This window comes from Microbacterium phyllosphaerae (assembly GCF_050628115.1).
GTDB lineage: Bacteria > Actinomycetota > Actinomycetes > Actinomycetales > Microbacteriaceae > Microbacterium > Microbacterium phyllosphaerae_A.
Window position 1 is genome coordinate 3,026,022 of the sequence record NZ_CP192502.1, and the last position, 14,382, is coordinate 3,040,403.

The window sequence follows — 14,382 nt, forward strand, 5'->3', positions numbered from 1 at the left end:
TCCCCCTGCGACCCGCCCGGAACCAGGGACTGACGAACGGCGGCCCGAGGTCGGACTATTCTCGATCGAGTGACTGGATCCAGGGCTGAGGCCGCATATGCGCGTGCCGTCACCGCATTCAGCACCCCGACCCTCGATCTCCTGCACGGTCGGTTCGCCCCGTTCGTCGTGGCGTCCCTCTCCCTCCTGTTCAACGCCGACCGGGCGTCGGTCGCAGTCGCGGACGCGCACGCCGAATTGGCCGAGGTGCTCGACGAGCTCCGCGCCGCGGGGTACGACGAGGATGACCGGAGACTGCCCTCGGGGAGCGGGCGCGACGTGTGCCGGAACTGGGTGCGACTCGGCTGGCTGATCCAGCAGATCGACGATGACGTCGAGGTCTACCGCCTGTCTGCTCACGCGGTCGCCGCACTCGAGATCTCGGGACGCACCGGCGGAGGGCGCACTCGCGTGTCGAACTCCCGCGTCCGCACCCTGCTGGATGCCGTGGACCATCTGTCGGTCAGCGCCGAGGTCGACCCGGTCCGCCGCCTGTCGCGCCTGTATGCGGAGCGCGAGCTGCTCGATGCCGAGATCGCTCGCATCCACGATTCCGGGCACGCGTACCCTGCGGACGACGAGGAACTCCTCGAAGAAGCGGAGAACGTGCTGCACCTGGCACGCGAGCTCCCCGCCGACTTCACTCGGGTCGCTGAGTCGCTCAGAGCGATGCAACGCGACGTCGTCGCCCACCTCCGGAGGGACGAGAGGCCGACGAGCGAGGTGCTGCGCGAGTACCTCCAGCGTGCGCAGGACGTGATGCAGTCGACTCCTGAGGGGCGCGCCTTCGCCGGGGCCCTGCGCCTGATCGGCGACCCCGACCGCATCGACGCGCTCACAGAGCAGCTCCGCGGCCTCCTCGACCAGCCCTTCGCACGCATGCTCGACGGTACGCAACGTGCCGAGCTCGACGCGATCGCGCGACGCGTGGAACTCGGCGTCGAGGAGGTGCTGGCCGCACAGCGCCGCGCCTCGCACGTCATCACCGGACAGGTGAAGACCCACGATCCGCTTCGCGATCGCCAGATCGACGACCTCCTCCGAGACGTCATCGCAGGACTCCACGGGTGGTCAGGTCCCGCGGCCGTCGTCGACCCGGTGCGCAGCATGCCGCTGATCGATCTCGGGCATCTGCGTCAGACCACCAGCGACATCCGTCCTCCGCGCGCTCCGGCACCGCTCACCGATGCCGACGACGTCGACTTCCTCGATCACGACACACGGGCGTGGGGCGGTCCGCGATATGCGGAACTCGAGGCGTACGTCGCAGGTCTCGGTTCGGACTTCGACCTCGCAGAGGCGTTCCGCGCGGTGCCTGACGCGGCTCGACGACCGGTCGATCTGCTCGGTCTGCTCGAGATCGCGCACCGGAACGGTCTCGCCGACGGTGACGGCATCTCGACGGTCGAAGCTCTGCGACCCGACGGGACGACTCGCCGATTCGCCTTCGGCACCGTGACCGCCCGCAGCACGAAAGAGGATGCAGATGAGTGACGACGACCTCACCACAGCCGTCGCGGACGAGGGGTTCATCGCTCCCACGGCGATGGAGGACGACCTCGAGGCGCACTTCCCTGGGGACCGCGGCACGCTCGACCCCGAGATCAGGCGGGTGCTCGTGCACCTCCTCCAGCGCCGCTTCATCTCGATGGAGCGCAACCGCCGGGAGTGGACGCTGCTGCTCGAGCATCAGCAGGTGATCGAGTCGCGCCTCAACGACATCTACCTCCGGCTGATCATCGATCACGCGCGCGGGTTCGCGTACAAGCAGCAGTTGCGCTCCGATGAGGTCGAGATGCCCGTCCTGTTGAAGGATGCTCCGTATTCGCGTGCCGAGACGCTCGTCCTGGTGCACCTGCGGACGGTGTATCAGCGCGAGTCGGCGTCCGGCGAAGGGTCCGTGCGGATCGACATCGAGGACGTCGAGCAGACGGTCCTCAGCTATTTCGCCGACGTCGACGGCGGAACCGCGAAGCAGCAGCGGGCGATCCGCAGTGCGCTGGACCGCTTGGACCGAGAGGGCATCGTGCAGGAGGAGACCAGCGGACGGTATCGGATCACCGCACTCGTCGAGGTGGTGCTCAGCGCCGAGACGCTCAAGGAGCTGCGGGAGTGGCTGCGAGCCCAGGCGGTGGTGACGCGATGACGATGATGGACACGCTCTTCGGGATGATCCCCGCGAGCTCCCGAGGTCAGCAGTGGGTCGCGGAGGAGTTGCAGCTCATCAACTGGGGCGGCTACGACGGCGGGCCGCACCGGGTGCGGTTCTCACCCGATGCGACTCTGCTGTGCGGCGGTTCGGGGTCGGGAAAGTCCACGCTCATGGACGGCTACATCGCCCTGATGATGCCCCACACGACTCCGTTCAACGGTGCCTCCAACGGTGGGGTCACGGGGCGCCCGCGGGGAGAGGAGCAGCGGAACATCCTGTCGTACGGTCGGGGGAAGATCGACGAGTCCCGCACCGACGAGGGCACGAAGCTCCGCGTGCTGCGCGGCGACGGCGAAGACACGTGGAGCGCCGTCTCGATGACCTGGTTGGACCACGACGGCTCGCGCTTCACGGCGGTACGCGGGTGGTACATCCCCGCCGACGCCCGAACGCTCGAGGACACCACGAGGCTGCGCGCCACGATCGACGGGGCCTTCGACCTCACACAGCTCGAGCGCGCGGCCGTGCAGCGGCTCAGTGACGCATCGGTGCGCGCCGCCGGGCTCGATCCCGTCGCGACCGATCGTGAGTTCTCGGCGCGACTGCACGCGGTGCTCGGCATCGGCGCCGCCGGCTCCGGAGCGAAGGCGATCAGCCTCCTCGCCCGGATCCAGGCCGGGCAGCAGATCACCACCGTCGACGATCTGTACAAGAAGCTCGTGCTCGAGGAACCTGAGACGATGGCGACCGCGGACGCGGTGGTCGCTCACTTCGACGAGCTCGAGAGCACGCGCACGCGGATGCTGGTCGCCAAGCAGCAGGTGGCGGCTCTCGAGCCGATCCGGGGGATCTCCGAGCGAATCGAGGCGGCTGCGGAGCGGATGCGGGTCGTGGACGAGGTCGGGGTGTTCTCCGAGTCGACCTCGCTCGCGGCTCTGTGGAGCGCCGAGCGTCGCCTGGACCTGCTGCGCGAGGTGGAGACCGACCTGCGCGACCGGACCCAGGCCCTCCAGCTCGCGGTCAGAGAGAAGAGCGCCCTCATCGCCGCTGCCGAGGTCGAGCGCGAAGGACTTCTCGACGTCCTGCGGCAGTCGGGAGGCGATCGCCTGGAGACCGCTCAGCGCGAGCTGCGCGGCGTCGAGCGTCGCCTCGAGGACGTCCAGCGCGAGCGCACCCGCTTCGACGCCGTCGCGGCCGAGCTCGGCGCTGAGGTGAACGACGCCCCCGGGTTCGAGGACCTGCTCGCCCGCCTGGGTCGCGAACTTCCGCAGACGGGGCTCCGAGGTGCTCGCGCGGCCTTCGCCGACGCCGAGTCCGCGCGCAGAACGGCCCTGACAGAGCTCGCCCGAGTGCAGGCCGAGAGAGACCGCACCCGAGAGCTGCGGGGAAGCATTCCCGCGCATCTGCACGAGTCACGGGCGCTGCTCGCCCAGGCTGCGGGGCTCACGCTGACGGATCTGCCCTTCGTCGGCGAGCTGATCGAGGTTCGCACCGAGTTCGAGCCCTGGCGAGACGCGTTCAACCTCGCCCTCGGAGGGTTCGCGCGCACAGTGCTCATCGACGTCTCGAACCTCGAGCGATTCCGCGCCGCCATCGACACGGTGCGCACCGCCGAGCGCATCAGCTATGAGGGCGTGCACACCGGTCTCGCCGAGTCTACGACGGCGGACCCGCGCACGCTTCCCGGCCGTCTCGATCACCGTTCCACCCCCTTCACCGGATGGCTCCAGCAGCGACTCCGCGAGCGGTTCGAGTACGTGTGCGTCGACTCCTCGGCCGAGCTCGCCGAGCACCCTCGTGCGCTGACGCTCTCGGGACAGGTGTCGCAGGGCGACCGCGGGTCGCACGGCGGGCACGGCCGCGCGAACATGCTCGGGTTCTCGAACGCACGTCGTCTGCGGGAGCTCGACGAGCAGATCAGCGAGCTGGAGAGCCGACGGGATACTGCGGCCTCGGCTGCTGCCGAGGCCGAGGCCGGTCTCGATCGGATCGAGGCCACAGCGAAGGCGCACGCGAAGATCGAGGACCTCACCTGGGATCAGCTCGATGTCGAGGCCGTGTCGGCGGAACGCGCACGCTGGCTCGCAGTCGAGGCGGAGGTCACCGACGAGAACCCGGAGATCGCCGAGCTGCGCTCTCGTGCCGAGGACCTCCGCAAGCGTGCGGGCCGTCTGCGGGATGAGAAGTCCCGTCTCGGCGGCGATCTCACGCTCGCCCAGGATCGTTGGGTCGAGGTGACCGACCAGGTCGACGCATGTCAGCGGATCGTCGATGCGGCGGAGGCGTCCGAGGTCACGGTCGAGGATCGGCACCGATCCTTCCTCGACGCGCGCTTCCTCGGTGCGGACTCGGCCGTCAGCGTCACCGCGTCGGAGCGACTCGCCCACCTCGACTCCGCGTTGCGCACTGCGGCGACGAGGCTGATGGAGGATCGCACGTCGGCAGCCGCGGCGCACGCCGACCAGCGTGAGCAGATGCGACGCCTGATGACGGGATTCCTCGAGCGCTGGGACACCCTCACGATCCTGCCCGACCCGGACGAGTCCGTCGCCGAGTTCGAGGGGATCCTCGAGGCGCTCGAGACCAACGGCCTGCACGAGTTGGAGGCCGAGTGGCGAGACAGCCTGCTCAAGCTCTCCGGAAACGATCTGACGAGTCTCGATTCGACTCTCGGACGCTCGGTGCGCGAGATCAAGAACCGCATCGACCCGATCAACAGGATCATGGAGGACCTGCCGTTCTACGACGACGAGCACCGCCTGCAGATCACCCCGCGCGAGAACCAGTCCGAGGCGCGCAGACGATTCCGCCGGGAGCTGCGCGACGTGCGGAGCCTCATCGAGGCAGCGACGACGGATGCCGATCGTGAGAGCGTCTACCGGAGGATGAGTCGCCTCATCGGTCGGATGCGGCGGACCGCGCCGGACTTCGCCGAGCTCATCGACGTACGCAACCACGTCAGGGTGAGTGCCGAACGAATCCATGCCACGACGCGGGAGCACGTCGCACTCTACGATCACATCGGTGAGAAATCGGGCGGAGAGTCGCAGGAGCTCGTCGCGTTCATCGTGGGCGCCGCGCTGCGCTACCAGCTCGGCGACGCGGGAGCTGCACGTCCGCGGTACGCGCCGGTGTTCATGGACGAGGCCCTCATCAAGGCCGACGCCCACTTCACGAAGCGTGCGATCGGCGCCTGGCGGGGACTCGGCTTCCAGCTCGTGATCGGCGCGCCGAACGACAAGTACAGCGCGATCGAACCGCACGTCGACGTCGAGTACGACATCCTGAAGGACACCCGCGGTCGCTCGTGGGCGCGGCCCAAGGTCGGGCTGCCGGCCGAGGGCGAGTGATCGGACAGGGCGCTGCTCACCCGGCCACAAGGGTCCGGATCGCACCGACCGTGCGGTCGATGTCGTCTCGGGTCGTCGCCCACGACGACATCGAGCAGCGCAGCGCTGCGCGACCTCGCCATTCGGCGCCGGTGAGAGCGGCCGTGCCCTCGACGAGGACGGCCACGCCCAGGGCGCGGGTCGCATCGTCGTCGTCGAGTCGGAACATGACCTGCGTGTAGTCGACGGCGTTGAGGATGCGGATGCCGTCGATCGTGGCGAGCCCCGCGGCCATCGCGACCGCGTTCTCGTGCAGTCGGTCGATCAGTCGGGAGATTCCGTCCCGCCCCATGCCGCGCATCGCTGCCCAGGCGGGGACGCCGCGCGCGCGACGCGACAGCTCGGGGGTGACGTCCCACGGATCCAGGCTCGTGTAGATCAGGTAGTCGCCGCCGGTGCGGAACGCGGCGATCGAGTCGGCGGGGTCGCGCACGATGGCCATCCCGCAGTCGTAGGGCACGTTGAGGGTCTTGTGCGCATCGGTGGCCCAGGAGTCGGCGTCGGACATGCCCGTCGTGAGCGGCCGCAGCGACTCTGATGCCGCGGCCCACAGGCCGAACGCCCCGTCGATGTGCACCCAGGCGCCGTGCTCGTGAGCGATCGGCACGAGGGCGGCGAAGTCGTCGAACGCGCCGGTATGCACTTCGCCGGCCTGAAGACAGACGATGGTCGGTCCTGAGCCGGTGTCGAGGACTCGGCTCAGTGCTTCGGGGCGCATGCGCCCCTCGCCGTCGGATTCGACGACGGTGATCTCGCTCCGGCCGATCCCGAGAAAGCGGGCCGCTCGGTCGATCGACCCGTGGCGGTCGGCGCCCACGACGAACCGGATCGGCGGAGATTCCCGCAGCCCCTGTTCGCTGAGGTTCCACCCCGCTCGGGCGAGCACGGCGTTGCGGGCCGTCGCGAGGCAGGTGAAGTTCGCCATCTGGCCTCCCGTGACGAAGCCGACGCTCGCAGTCCCGGGCAGGCCGAGGATGTCGAGCATCCACCGCCCGGCCACGCGCTCCATCGCCACGGTCGTCGGAGTGAGCAGCGCCGAACCCGAGTTCTGGTCCCATGCCGAGACGAGCCAGTCGGCGGCGAGAGCGGCGGGGTGCGTGCCGCCGATCACGAATCCGAAGAAGCGCCCGCCGGGGATCGCGACGAGGCCGGGATCCGCCCGTGACACGATCTCGTCGATGACGGCCCGGGTGTCCATCCCCTCGGCGGGCAACGGTCCGCCGAACTCGTCGAGCATCTCCGCGAGAGTCGCACGCGGCCACACCGGTCTGTCCTCCAGAGAGCCGAGGAACTCGAGTGCGGCGCGGTGAGCGGCGTCCAAGCCGCGGATCCTGTCATCATCGACGCTGTCGTCCATGAGTCAGGACTACACCCGGGATCCTCCTCACGCCAGAGGGATGCCTTCCGCCGTCGTGCCCGTGAGCAGGCTCGTCAGCCACCGGAGCGCGGGAAGTGCCTGCTGTCTCTGGAACGCGCGCAGGCCCGGCAGCTGGGGGACCTCGGGCTGCGCCTGGTTGAACCAGAGGAATGATGCGAATCCCGAGATGACAGGGAGCAGAGCGTGCTGCGCCGGTGCGCCGTGCACCTCGAAGATCCGCCACGCGTCCTCGCATCGCGGACCGCCCGATGCCTCGACGCTGGGGAGGAAGCAGGGGAGATCGACCCAGGGTGCGCCGCGGCGGGCGTGCGGCCAGTCGAGAAGACGCGCCTCACCCTCGCAGATCAGGATGTTGTCGGCTCGGAGATCGTCGTGCACGACGGCGTCGCCGTGGAGAGCGTCACGGACACCCTTCTCGACCTCCATCAGAACCGGAACCTGCGCGCGCAGAGGCGACGGCAGCCCGGAGAGCAGGAGCGGATCCTCCGCGATCTGCGCCCAGCGCGTGAAGCCCGGGATCATCCTGTCTTCCGCCCGCTCCATCTGCTCAGGAGCGGGAGTGCCGGACAGTCGAGCCATGCTCGCAGCGACCGCGTCGAGATCGCCGCTGGTCCAGGGTGCTCCCGGGTGCCGGCCGTCGATCGCCTCCAGCACCAGCGCCGCACCGGCATCCGTCTCGATCGTCGTGAGCACTGAGGGTCCCAGATGCGGCGGGAGCATCGAGACGGCGCGGATCTCCTCCCGGAGGAATTGCAGGGAGTCGGTGTGCCAGTCGACACCGCATGCCTTGACGAAAGCGCGGCCGACGGTCGTCACGACGACGCCGGCGTACGAGGCGCTGAAGCCGCCGTGTGCCGGGGAGTCGGAGACGAACCGGCCGCCGATCGCTCCGATGACCGCCGATCGGAGGGCGGGGGGCAGCGACGCCCACTCCGGGCGGAGGCGGTCGGCTCCTGAGGTCATGCTCGCGTGAGTCCTCTGCGGTCGGCTGATCCGATCGACGCTATCAGCGGTCGGCCGGTGTACGTCGACACGTGTGCAGCCGCATTGCGCGTGCATGGTTCGATAGAATGGACGATGCCCTGGGCCGAGCCCACGGGCGGATACGACGAGCGGAGACTTATGTCCGGGCATTCCAAGTGGGCCACCACGAAGCACAAGAAGGCCATCATCGACTCCAGGCGCGCCAAGTCCTGGGCCAAGCTCATCAAGAACATCGAGGTCGCCGCCAAGCTCGGCGGAGCCGACCTGCAGGGAAACCCGACGCTGTTCGACGCCGTGCAGAAGGCGAAGAAGACGTCCGTCCCGAAGGACAACATCGACCGCGCGGTGAAGCGCGGAGCGGGCATCGGCGGCGAAGCCGTCGAGTACACCTCGATCATGTACGAGGGCTACGGACCCAACGGTGTCGCGATGATGATCGAGTGTCTGACCGACAACAAGAACCGCGCAGCGGCCGAGGTGCGCACGGCGCTCAGCCGCAACGGCGGCACTCTCGCCGACCCGGGCAGCGTCGCCTACAACTTCAGCCGCAAGGGTGTCATCGTCGTCGGCTCCGAGGGGACGACCGAGGACGACGTCATGATGGCCGCCCTCGAAGCGGGCGCCGAAGAGATCGAACCCCACGCAGAGGGCTTCGAGATCATCACCGAGGCGACCGATCTCGTGACCGTCCGCAGTGCTCTGCAGGAGGCCGGCATCGACTACGAGTCCGCCGACGTGGAGTTCGTGCCGAACCTCAAGGTCGAGATCGACGCCGACACCGCGCGCAAGATCTTCCGCCTCATCGACGCGCTCGAGGACAGCGAGGACGTGCAGAACGTCTTCACCAACTTCGATCTCACCGCCGACGTGCAGGCAGAGCTCGAGAACGACGACGCGTAGGCGCGGCGAGCGTCCGCAGGCGATGACGACGCATAGCCTGGGGGAGTGACCTCCTCGCTTCGTGTGCTCGGCATCGACCCCGGCCTCACCCGCTGCGGTGTGGGGGTCGTCGACGTCGACGGGTCGCGCCGCGGCACGCTCGTGCACGTCGGCGTCATCCGGTCGGCGCCCGATCTGCCGATCGGTGAGAGGCTCGCCCTCGTCGCGGCGGGCATCCGAGAGGTCATCGCGGCGCACGACCCGGATGCCGTGGCTGTGGAGCGTGTGTTCGCTCAGCAGAACACCCATACCGTGATGGGCACGGCGCAGGCGAGTGGCGTGGCACTGCTGCTCGCCGCCGAGGCGGGCCTTCCCGCTGCCACGCACACTCCGAGCGAGGTGAAGGCGGCCGTCACCGGATACGGCTCGGCGGACAAGCGGCAGGTGCAGTCGATGATCGCGCGGATCCTGCGTCTGGATGCTCCTCCTCAGCCCGCCGACGCCGCGGATGCCCTCGCCATCGCACTGTGCCATGCCTGGCGTCGAGGAGCCGCCGGTGCGCCGGGGCAGGGGGCTCTCACGCCCGCCCAGCGCGCCTGGGCCGACGCGGAGCGTGTCGCTCGAACATATATACGACCGGGTGCGTAGGCTGAGGGGATGATCTCCTCGCTGCACGGCGCCGTCCTCCATTCGACCGCCGATCAGGTCATCATCGATGTCGGAGGCGTCGGGTTCTCGGTCGCGGTCCCCGCAGACGTGGCCCACACCGCGACAGTCGGCGAGAGGCTGCTGCTGCACACGAGTCTGATCGTGCGCGAGGATTCGCTGTCGCTCTTCGGCTTCGCCGACCGCAGTGAACTCGAGATCTTCGGGCTGCTGATCAGCGTGACGGGCGTCGGGCCGAAATCCGCGCTCGGTGTGCTGTCGCATCTCACCGTGGATCAGATCGCCGACGCCGTGACGGCCGAAGACGACGCGCCGTTCCGACGCGTCTCCGGGATCGGACCGAAGACGGCCAAGCTCATCGTGCTCCAACTCGCGGGCAAGGTGCACCCGGTGGGCTCGTCGTCGAAGCAGGCGGCGAGCGGGCCCGTCGATGTGGTCGATCAGGTGACCGCGGCTCTGGTCGGCCTCGGGTGGTCCGAGAAGGTCGCCGCCGAGGCAGCAGCGCAGACTGCCGCAGAGGCCACCGACGCCGAGCGGGCGACCGTCGCACCGCTGCTGCGACGCACCCTGGCGCTTCTGGGACCGGCCCGTGTCTGAGGCCCTCGACGCCACGGAGCCCTCCGACGACACGGAGCTCGCGATCGAAGGCGCACTGCGCCCGACGAGTCTCGGCGAGTTCGTCGGCCAGCAGAAGGTGCGCGGTCAGCTGCAGCTGCTCCTCGACGCCGCGCGCATCCAGAACCGGCCTCCCGACCACATCCTGCTCGCTGGCCCTCCCGGTCTCGGCAAGACCACGCTCGCGATGATCGTCGCTCATGAGAGCGAGCGCCCCCTCCGTCTCTCGAGCGGCCCCGCGATCCAACACGCCGGCGATCTCGCGGCGCTGCTGTCGAGCCTGGTGCCCGGCGAGGTGCTGTTCATCGACGAGATCCACCGCATGGCGCGCTCCGCGGAAGAGATGCTGTACCTCGCGATGGAGGACTTCCGCATCGACATCATGGTGGGCAAGGGTGCGGGCGCGACGAGCATCCCGCTCGACCTCGCGCCGTTCACGCTGGTCGGCGCGACGACCCGTTCGGGCCTGCTGCCCAATCCGCTGCGCGACCGCTTCGGCTTCACCGGCCATCTGGAGTTCTACGACGAGCCCGAGCTCGAGCGGGTCATCGCCCGTTCGGCGCAGATGTTGGGAGTCGACGTCCCCCGTGATTCGCTCTCCGAGATCGCACGTCGGTCGCGCGGCACGCCCCGCATCGCGAACCGTCTGCTGCGGCGTGTGCGGGACTACGCCCTCGTGCACGGGGGAGGGGCGGCCTCGTTCGACGGCGTGCAAGCGGCGCTGGAGCTCTACGACGTCGATCCCATCGGGCTCGACAGGCTCGACAGGGCCGTTCTCGAGGCCCTCGTGCGACGGTTCCGCGGAGGCCCCGTGGGCCTGAGCACGCTCGCGGTGGCGGTCGGAGAAGAGGCCGAGACGGTCGAGAGCGTCGTCGAGCCGTATCTCGTGCGGATCGGTTTCCTCGGGCGGACGCCCCGCGGCCGCGTCGCGATGCCGGAAGCCTATGCGCACCTCGGCGTGGTGCATCCGGACGGGGCGCTTCGCCTTGATGACCTATAATCGCTGAAGACTTCCCCCGATAGAACTGCGCGCCCGTCTTCTGGTGCGCGCACCTGAGAAAGGCCCCCAGTCACCATGCCCATGGAAATCCTCCTCTTCGGCCTTCTCGCCGTGCTCGTCGTCTTCATGTTCGTCAACGGACGCAAGCGCCAGAAGCAGATGAAGGCGGAGCAGGAAGAGAAGGCGACCAAGACGGTTCCCGGTGTCAAGGTCCTGATGCAGGGCGGCATCTACGGCACGATCGTCGCCTACGACCACGATGACCTCGACTCGCCCGCTCTCGTCGAGATCGCTCCCGGCACGGTCATCGAGGTGCACAGCCAGGCCATCCTCCGCATCGTGGAGCCCAAGGACGCCGTCATCGACGAGGCCGACGACTCGGTCGTCGTGGTCGACGATGCACCTCTCGACGACGCTCCGGCGATCGAGACCACCGAGGAGACCCGTCGTCGTCTCGAGCGCGACGCCGACGACAAATAGTCTTCACCGCTGCACCACCTCGGCACTCCGGCATCTAAGAAAGCTGATCACACGTGGCCACTTCTTCCCCGGTCCGTCACGCCTGGCGAGTCCTTCTCGGTCTCGTCCTGGTGACGGGCCTCCTCTTCGGCATCAACGCACTGGGCGTCTACGTCTTCAAGCAGAGCTCGTGGGCACCTGAGCTCGCGCTCGACCTGCAGGGCGGAACGCAGATCGTGCTCAGCGCCGAGACCGAGGACGGAGCAGCGCCCTCGTCGGAGCAGCTCGACCAAGCCGCGGCGATCATCCGTCAGCGCGTCGACGCGTCGGGTGTGGCAGAGGCCGACATCACCACCGAAGGTGGCCGCAACATCGTCGTCCAGATCCCGGGCGTCGCCGACCAGCAGACTCGTGAGCGCATCCAGTCGAGCGCTCAGCTCGAGTTCCGCCCGGTGCTGTACACGACCGCCGGCGCGAACACCTTCGTGGGCGAGGACGGCAACGAGACCGCGTTCCCGACGCCGGACGACTCGGTCAGCGACACTCCGACCGCCGAGCCGACCGACGCGAGCGACATGTCGTGGGTGACCGACAGGCTCGCCGCCGAGTTCCAGGCCTACGACTGCGCCAACCCTGAGAACGACCCCTCCAGCGCTCCGCAGGACGAACCGCTCATCGCCTGCGATCCGACCGGGGGAGCCAAGTACCTGCTCGGCCCGACGGAGCTCACCGGAACGGCGATCACGGATGCCACCGCGGGCCGTGACCCGAAGTCCGGCGCGTGGTTGGTGCAGCTCACCATGAACGGCGACGGCACAGAGGCGTTCGGCAAGGTCAGCACGCGTCTGAACCAGAACCGTCTCGACAATCTGTCGCCCCGCGACCAGTTCGCCTTCGTCCTCGACGGCACCGTGATCAGCGCGCCGGTGATGAACGGCCAGATCCTCGACGGCCGCCCCAGCATCTCGGGCAGCTTCACGCAGGAGACAGCCACCACCCTCGCCGACCAGCTCAAGTTCGGAGCACTGCCGCTGAGCTTCACGGTGCAGAGCTCCGACACCATCTCGGCGACCCTCGGCACCCAGCAGCTGCAGATCGGTCTGATCGCAGGACTCATCGGTCTCGCCCTCGTCGCGATCTACTCGCTCATCGTCTATCGAGCGCTCGGATCCGTTATCATCGCGTCGATCGCCGTGATGGCGGTGCTCACCTACGTCATCATCTGCATCCTGGCCTGGCGACTCGGCTTCCGCCTCTCGCTTGCGGGTGTCGCCGGTCTGATCGTGTCGATCGGATTCACGGCCGACTCGTTCATCGTGTACTTCGAGCGAATCCGAGACGAGCTCCGCGACGGCAAATCGATCACCTCGGCGGTCGAAGACGGCTGGGGCAGAGCCAAGCGCACGATCTACATCTCGAAGTCGATCAACATCCTCGCCGCCGTCGTCTTGTACATCCTCGCGGACGCCACGGTGAAGGGCTTCGCGTTCACGCTCGGCCTCACGACCCTCATCGACGTGTTCATCTTCGTGATCTTCACGCACCCGGTGATGCAGCTGCTGGCGAGGACCAAGTTCTTCGGTGGCGGTCACAAGCTCTCCGGTCTCGACCCCGAGTCGCTCGGCGCCGTCTATCGCAGCCGTTCGCAGTTCCGTCAGGTCTCGACGGCCACGGCCGGCAGGGGAGCGAAGAACGCCCGTTCACGCGGCGAGGCAGATCGCCGTCAGACCATCGCAGAGCGCAAGCGCGCCGAAGCACTCGCCGGTGACAGATCCACCAGCACCGGAAGTGAGGGGGACGCGTGATGGCTTCCATGAACGAGTTCGGCAACAACCTCTACACGGGCAAGACGTCTTTCCCGTTCGTCGGCAAGCGCCGCCTGTGGTTCATCATCGCGATCATCCTGGTCGCGGGCTCCGCTCTCGTGCCGCTGATCCGCCCGATCCAGTTCTCGATCGAGTTCACCGGCGGGTCGCAGTTCACGGTCCAGGCGCCGGACTCCACCGAGCAGCAGACCGCGACGGATGCCGTCCAGTCCGTCGTGCCGGGGGCGGCGACCAAGGTCGTCGTCGTCAGCGGCAGCGACATCCGCGTCCAGACCGATCAGATGAGCGCGGAGGAGACGCAGCAGGTCTCCGACGCCCTGGCAGAGGCCTACGGCGTGGAGCCCGAGAGCGTCACGTCGTCGTTCATCGGACCGGCCTGGGGTGAGAACGTCACCAAGCAGTCGCTGTGGGGCCTCGCGATCTTCCTCGCGCTGACCTTCCTGATCCTCGCGATCTACTTCCGTACCTGGAAGATGTCCGCCGCGGCGATCATCGGACTCCTCGACGTTCTCGTCATCACGGTGGGCGTCTACGCCCTGGCCGGCTTCGAGATCTCGCCCGCGGCCGTGATCGGCTTCCTGACGATCCTGTCGTACTCGCTGTACGACACCACCGTCGTGTTCGACAAGATCCGAGAGAACACGACGGAAGACGGCGAGAACTCGGCGAGGCTCTTCGGAGAATCGGTCAACCTCGCCGTCAACCAGACGCTCGTGCGCTCGATCAACACCTCCGTGGTCGCCGCACTGCCGGTCGGCGCGGTGCTCTTCATCGGAGCCTTCTGGCTCGGTGCCGAGTCGCTGACCGACATCTCACTGTCGATCTTCGTCGGCATCCTGGTCGCGACGTATTCGACCCTGTTCGTCGCTGCGCCGCTGTACTCGCTCTTCCGTGAGAACGAGCCGCAGATCAAGGCCCGTGATGAGAAGGTGCGCGAGGCTCGCGAGAAAGCCGCAGTAGAGGTCTGATCGTTCCCGCTCTGCGGGCCGCGCCCC

12 protein-coding genes are annotated in these 14,382 nt (G+C 68.2%); 10 read left to right on the forward strand and 2 right to left on the reverse strand.

All coding sequences use genetic code 11. The features are described from left to right. Positions 1–69: 69 nt before the first annotated feature. Genes ACQ4LY_RS14510 through ACQ4LY_RS14520 form a run of 3 tightly spaced genes read left to right on the forward strand, consistent with a single transcriptional unit; the run spans position 70 to position 5,541 of the window. On the forward strand, positions 70–1,533 hold the full coding sequence (locus tag ACQ4LY_RS14510; RefSeq protein WP_431072587.1) for a DUF3375 domain-containing protein: 1,464 nt from the start codon (positions 70–72) through the stop codon (positions 1,531–1,533). After that, on the forward strand, positions 1,526–2,185 hold the full coding sequence (locus ACQ4LY_RS14515; RefSeq protein ID WP_431072589.1) for a DUF4194 domain-containing protein: 660 nt from the start codon (positions 1,526–1,528) through the stop codon (positions 2,183–2,185). The genes ACQ4LY_RS14510 and ACQ4LY_RS14515 overlap by 8 nt, the downstream gene beginning before the upstream one ends. After that, positions 2,152–5,541, forward strand: a complete 3,390-nt coding sequence (locus ACQ4LY_RS14520; protein WP_431072591.1) for an ATP-binding protein — start codon at positions 2,152–2,154, stop codon at positions 5,539–5,541. The genes ACQ4LY_RS14515 and ACQ4LY_RS14520 overlap by 34 nt, the downstream gene beginning before the upstream one ends. Before the next feature lie 16 nt (positions 5,542–5,557). Here ACQ4LY_RS14520 and ACQ4LY_RS14525 read toward each other — a convergent pair whose 3' ends face one another. Together ACQ4LY_RS14525 and ACQ4LY_RS14530 are read right to left on the reverse strand one after the other, a co-directional pair. Further along, positions 5,558–6,937, reverse strand: a complete 1,380-nt coding sequence (locus ACQ4LY_RS14525) for a pyridoxal phosphate-dependent decarboxylase family protein (protein ID WP_431072593.1) — start codon at positions 6,935–6,937, stop codon at positions 5,558–5,560. Between the two features lie 27 nt (positions 6,938–6,964). Beyond that, entirely contained in the window at positions 6,965–7,921 is a 957-nt protein-coding gene (locus tag ACQ4LY_RS14530; protein ID WP_431072595.1) for a phosphotransferase, read from the reverse strand. 159 nt (positions 7,922–8,080) lie between these two features. Here ACQ4LY_RS14530 and ACQ4LY_RS14535 point away from each other — a divergent pair, with 159 nt between their 5' ends. From ACQ4LY_RS14535 to secF, 7 genes are all read left to right on the forward strand, one after another. Next, on the forward strand, positions 8,081–8,842 hold the full coding sequence (locus ACQ4LY_RS14535) for a YebC/PmpR family DNA-binding transcriptional regulator (RefSeq protein ID WP_056510015.1): 762 nt from the start codon (positions 8,081–8,083) through the stop codon (positions 8,840–8,842). Positions 8,843–8,887: 45 nt separating this feature from the next. Then, a complete protein-coding gene (gene ruvC, locus ACQ4LY_RS14540) occupies positions 8,888–9,469 on the forward strand; it encodes a crossover junction endodeoxyribonuclease RuvC (RefSeq protein ID WP_431072597.1) in 582 nt (193 codons plus the stop codon). Between the two features lie 9 nt (positions 9,470–9,478). Next, positions 9,479–10,084, forward strand: coding sequence for a Holliday junction branch migration protein RuvA (ruvA, locus tag ACQ4LY_RS14545; RefSeq protein ID WP_431072599.1), 606 nt, complete (start codon positions 9,479–9,481; stop codon positions 10,082–10,084). Further along, positions 10,077–11,102: a Holliday junction branch migration DNA helicase RuvB gene (gene ruvB, locus ACQ4LY_RS14550; RefSeq protein ID WP_431072601.1), complete on the forward strand. Its 1,026-nt coding sequence runs from the start codon at positions 10,077–10,079 to the stop codon at positions 11,100–11,102. The genes ruvA and ruvB overlap by 8 nt, the downstream gene beginning before the upstream one ends. Positions 11,103–11,177: 75 nt before the next feature. Continuing rightward, positions 11,178–11,582 (forward strand): preprotein translocase subunit YajC, encoded by a 405-nt coding sequence (locus tag ACQ4LY_RS14555; protein ID WP_321163951.1) that lies wholly within the window; start codon positions 11,178–11,180, stop codon positions 11,580–11,582. 53 nt (positions 11,583–11,635) lie between these two features. Further along, complete coding sequence (gene secD, locus ACQ4LY_RS14560) at positions 11,636–13,366, forward strand: protein translocase subunit SecD (RefSeq protein WP_056307624.1); 1,731 nt, start codon at positions 11,636–11,638, stop codon at positions 13,364–13,366. Beyond that, positions 13,366–14,355: a protein translocase subunit SecF gene (gene secF / locus ACQ4LY_RS14565; protein ID WP_431072603.1), complete on the forward strand. Its 990-nt coding sequence runs from the start codon at positions 13,366–13,368 to the stop codon at positions 14,353–14,355. Before secD ends, secF begins: the two co-directional genes overlap by 1 nt. Positions 14,356–14,382 lie beyond the last annotated feature (27 nt).